Annotated in this window: 4 protein-coding genes; 1 reads left to right on the plus strand and 3 read right to left on the minus strand. The window is 72.4% G+C overall.

The features are described 5' to 3' along the window. Positions 1-1,336 (plus strand): PucR family transcriptional regulator (locus tag OOT08_RS07055; RefSeq protein ID WP_325091890.1); only part of this gene is annotated, 1,336 nt, incomplete at its 5' end. 15 nt (positions 1,337-1,351) lie between these two features. Here the strand turns inward: OOT08_RS07055 and OOT08_RS07060 are convergent. The 3 genes from OOT08_RS07060 to OOT08_RS07070 all read right to left on the minus strand — a co-directional run bounded on the left by OOT08_RS07060 (position 1,352) and on the right by OOT08_RS07070 (position 2,980). Then, a complete protein-coding gene (locus tag OOT08_RS07060) occupies positions 1,352-1,597 on the minus strand; it encodes a DUF6953 family protein (protein ID WP_325091891.1) in 246 nt (81 codons plus the stop codon). A gap of 137 nt (positions 1,598-1,734) precedes the next feature. Then, a complete protein-coding gene (locus OOT08_RS07065) occupies positions 1,735-2,376 on the minus strand; it encodes a hypothetical protein (protein WP_325091892.1) in 642 nt (213 codons plus the stop codon). 70 nt (positions 2,377-2,446) lie between these two features. Then, positions 2,447-2,980, minus strand: a complete 534-nt coding sequence (locus OOT08_RS07070; protein ID WP_325091893.1) for an amino-acid N-acetyltransferase — start codon at positions 2,978-2,980, stop codon at positions 2,447-2,449. Positions 2,981-3,052: the final 72 nt, after the last annotated feature.

Here is a 3,052-nt window from a genome sequence, read left to right on the forward strand (position 1 = left end):
GCAGTACCGGCTGGCGCTCTTCGAGGTGCCGCCGCCGACCCCGTTTATCGCCGTCTCGAAGGCCGTGGCCCAGCTGCTCGGCAACGACGAACTGCGCGCCACCCAGCGCGTGCTCGCCCAGCAGCGCCGGATCCTCGGCCAGGCATTCACCGCCAAGGGCACGGGCGGCGTGCTGGCGAGCCTGCGCGCGGCGACGGGCGCCGAGGCCGCCGTGTACCGCGCGGATGGTGCGATCGAGGCACACACGCAGGGCTTTGTGCCCCGCCCGGGGATGGCCGATGCGGCGCGGAGTCGAGCCACCGGCGGCCCCGGGAGCCACGGCGAGAGCACGCCGGATCGCTTCTGGGCGATGCACGGGCTCGGCCTGCACAGCAACAGCGGGCGCTCCCTCGTCACCTCGGGCGCGCGTCCGCCGACGCCCGCCGAGCAGAGCGCGGTGACCGCGGCCGCCCTCGTGCTCAGCCTGCAAGAGGAGCGAAGCCTGGCCTTCGACGCCGAGGACCGCGAGCGTCGAGAACGCATCGCCGTGCTTCTGCTCCGGGGCGACGTGGCCGCGGCGCGGACCGCGCTTGCCGTGCTCGCCCCGGAGGAGCGGCTCCCCGCCGCGGCCCGCGTCATCGGCTTCACCGGGGACGCGGAGAGCCTCGCCGCGTTCCAGGGCGATCCCGCGTTCCTCCCGGCGTGGTTCGCGGCCCGGCACGACCGGCTTGGGCGCGCGCACCCGGCGCTGCCCCTCTGGGTGCTCTGCCCCGCCGACGGCGACGCGCTCGGCGCGGTGCTTGCGCTGGCCGGGCGACACCGCCTGGACGCCATCGTGGGCCGCCAGACCGCCCTCGCTGAGATCACGGCGAGCTGGCTCTCCGCGCTCGCCCGGCTGCCCGAGGTCGCTCCCCTGCTCAGCGGTCAGGGCCGCGCGGCCCGCGTGCGCTGGGCGGAACGCGAGGGCCCCGTCCTCACCGCGCTGCTCTCGCTTGCCGCGGACCGGCCCGGCGCGCAGCTGCTCGGCCCCCTCGCGACCCTCCCCGGGGACGCCCCGGCGGGGTCGACTGAACCCGGCGCGGCGGAGCCGCCGCTCAGCGCGGAGGAGGCGGCAACCCTGCGCGACACCCTCGCCGCGTTCCTCCGCCACAACGGGCAACGCGGCCCCGCGGCGAGCGAGCTGAGCGTGCACCGGAATACGCTCCGGAACCGGCTCGAACGGGTCGAGTCGCTCAGCGGACGGTCGCTCGATGACCCGGACGATCGAGCGGAGCTCTGGCTCGCCCTGCGCGCCCTGGAGCAGCATCGCGCGGCCGAGTCCGCCCGCACGCTCCCCGCTCAGCCCCGCTACGCGTAGCGATGGCGAGGAGGCTTAGCCCGAGAAGGTCCAGAAGCGGCGCTTGCCGTGCCAGCTGATCCGGTCCTCGCCGAGGGCCCGGCGCGCGTCCAGCACCTTGGCGCTGATCGCCTGCACGCCGTTGCCGTTGACGTATACCCAGTCGGCCCCAAACTCGTCCTCGATCATCCGCACCGCGTCCCGCAGCTTCGTCGGCTCCGACCCGTTCTCGATGATCTTCGCGTTCAGCCACTCGGCAACGTCAATTTCGGTGTGTGTCATTCTGTGTCTCCTCACGACCCCAGCCCTGCTTGAACCCTAGCCGACTCCCGTCGGGGCTCCTCCGCCCCCGGCCGCCCCGGGGACGAATCACGGCGTGGAGGCCTGCGGCACCCAGGCTGCGAGCCAGCCAGTCCGCGCTAGTTCAGGATGAACTGGGCCGTGGCCCGGGACTCGACGCCGCCCGCGGTCGCGGTCAGGTGGTACGAAACGCCCCCGTCGGGCACGGGGTCACGCTCCGAGGAGCAGGTGTCGGGCGAACTGCGCGTGCGCTCCCAGGAGAAGGGCTCCGTCGTGAGGGCCTCGCCGGGCTGCAGGATCACAGGGCGGGAGTCGGGCGAGGTCTGGCAGTCGGTCGAAATCCAGTACTGCTCCGTGCCGCTCAGCACCCGAAACACCATGCCCTCAGTGCCGAGGTCGATCGTGCAGGGCTCGTCCGCGGTGAGCTCGACGGAGAGCGAAAATTGGGGCTGCTCGCCGGAAGCGTAGCTCTGCTGGTCGGTGATCGGGGTGACCGCGACGTTTCCCGCGGCGCACTCCTGCGACCCGTCGCCCTTCGGGGCGTCGCTCTTCGTCTTCCCGCCGCCGTTGGGGCTCTCCGCGACGCCCTCGGGCAGCGCAACCGGCTCTTTTTCGTCGGCCGGGGCCCCGCCCGCGCTGACCTTCACGACGATGAGCACGATCGCGAGGACGATGGCGAGCAGGCCCGCGAGCACCACAAGGCGACGGCGGAGATAGACCCGCTTCTGTTCCGGACCGACCGGCTCGCGCAGGGACGACATGCCCTCAGGGTAACCAGGAAGCGGGAAAACGGCTCGCCGACACCCCGCGGAGCGCGGTCAGCAAGCAGGATCAGCCCAGTTTTTTGAGCAGGCGGGTGTTGCCGAGCGTGTTCGGCTTCACGCGGGCCAGGTCCAGGAACTCGGCCACGCCCTCATCCGGGGAGCGCAGCAGCTCCGCGTAGACATCGGCCGCGATGACCGGCTTGTCCCCCTCGACCATCTCCTCGAAGCCGTGCTTCGTGAAGAACGGCACCTCGAAGGTGAGGCAGAACAACCGGCTCAGGCCGAGCGCGCGCGCCTCCTCCTCCAGGGCGGCGAGCAGGCGTCCGCCCACGCCCCGGCCGAGGAACTCCTCGCTGACGCCGAGCGTGCGCACCTCGCCGAGGTGCTCCCACAGCACGTGCAGCGCGCCGTATCCGATGACCCGCCCCGCCTCGTCCTCGGCGACGAGGAACTCCTGCACCGCCTCGTACATGACCACCATGTCCTTCCCGAGCAGGATTCGTCGCTCGACCAGCGGCTCCATCAGCCGCATGATCGCGGGGATGTCAGCGGTGCGGGCAGGACGAATGGTGATCCCGTTGTGGGACTCGGTTGTGTGCATGGGTTCCTCCTCGGGAAGCGTACCGCAGGGAGCTCGCCGCCCCGGCACGCTACCCCGCGGCGGGGTCGGGCA

Origin of the sequence: Leucobacter sp. M11 (assembly GCF_035726885.1) — a bacterium.
Classification (GTDB): domain Bacteria; phylum Actinomycetota; class Actinomycetes; order Actinomycetales; family Microbacteriaceae; genus JAPFRB01.

Excerpts from the sequence above, each read along its gene's own strand:
- OOT08_RS07070 (WP_325091893.1), bottom strand. The coding sequence starts at position 2,980 with ATGCACACAACCGAGTCCCACAACGGGATCACCATTCGTCCTGCCCGC.
- OOT08_RS07065 (WP_325091892.1), bottom strand. The coding sequence starts at position 2,376 with ATGTCGTCCCTGCGCGAGCCGGTCGGTCCGGAACAGAAGCGGGTCTAT.
- OOT08_RS07060 (WP_325091891.1), bottom strand. The coding sequence starts at position 1,597 with ATGACACACACCGAAATTGACGTTGCCGAGTGGCTGAACGCGAAGATC.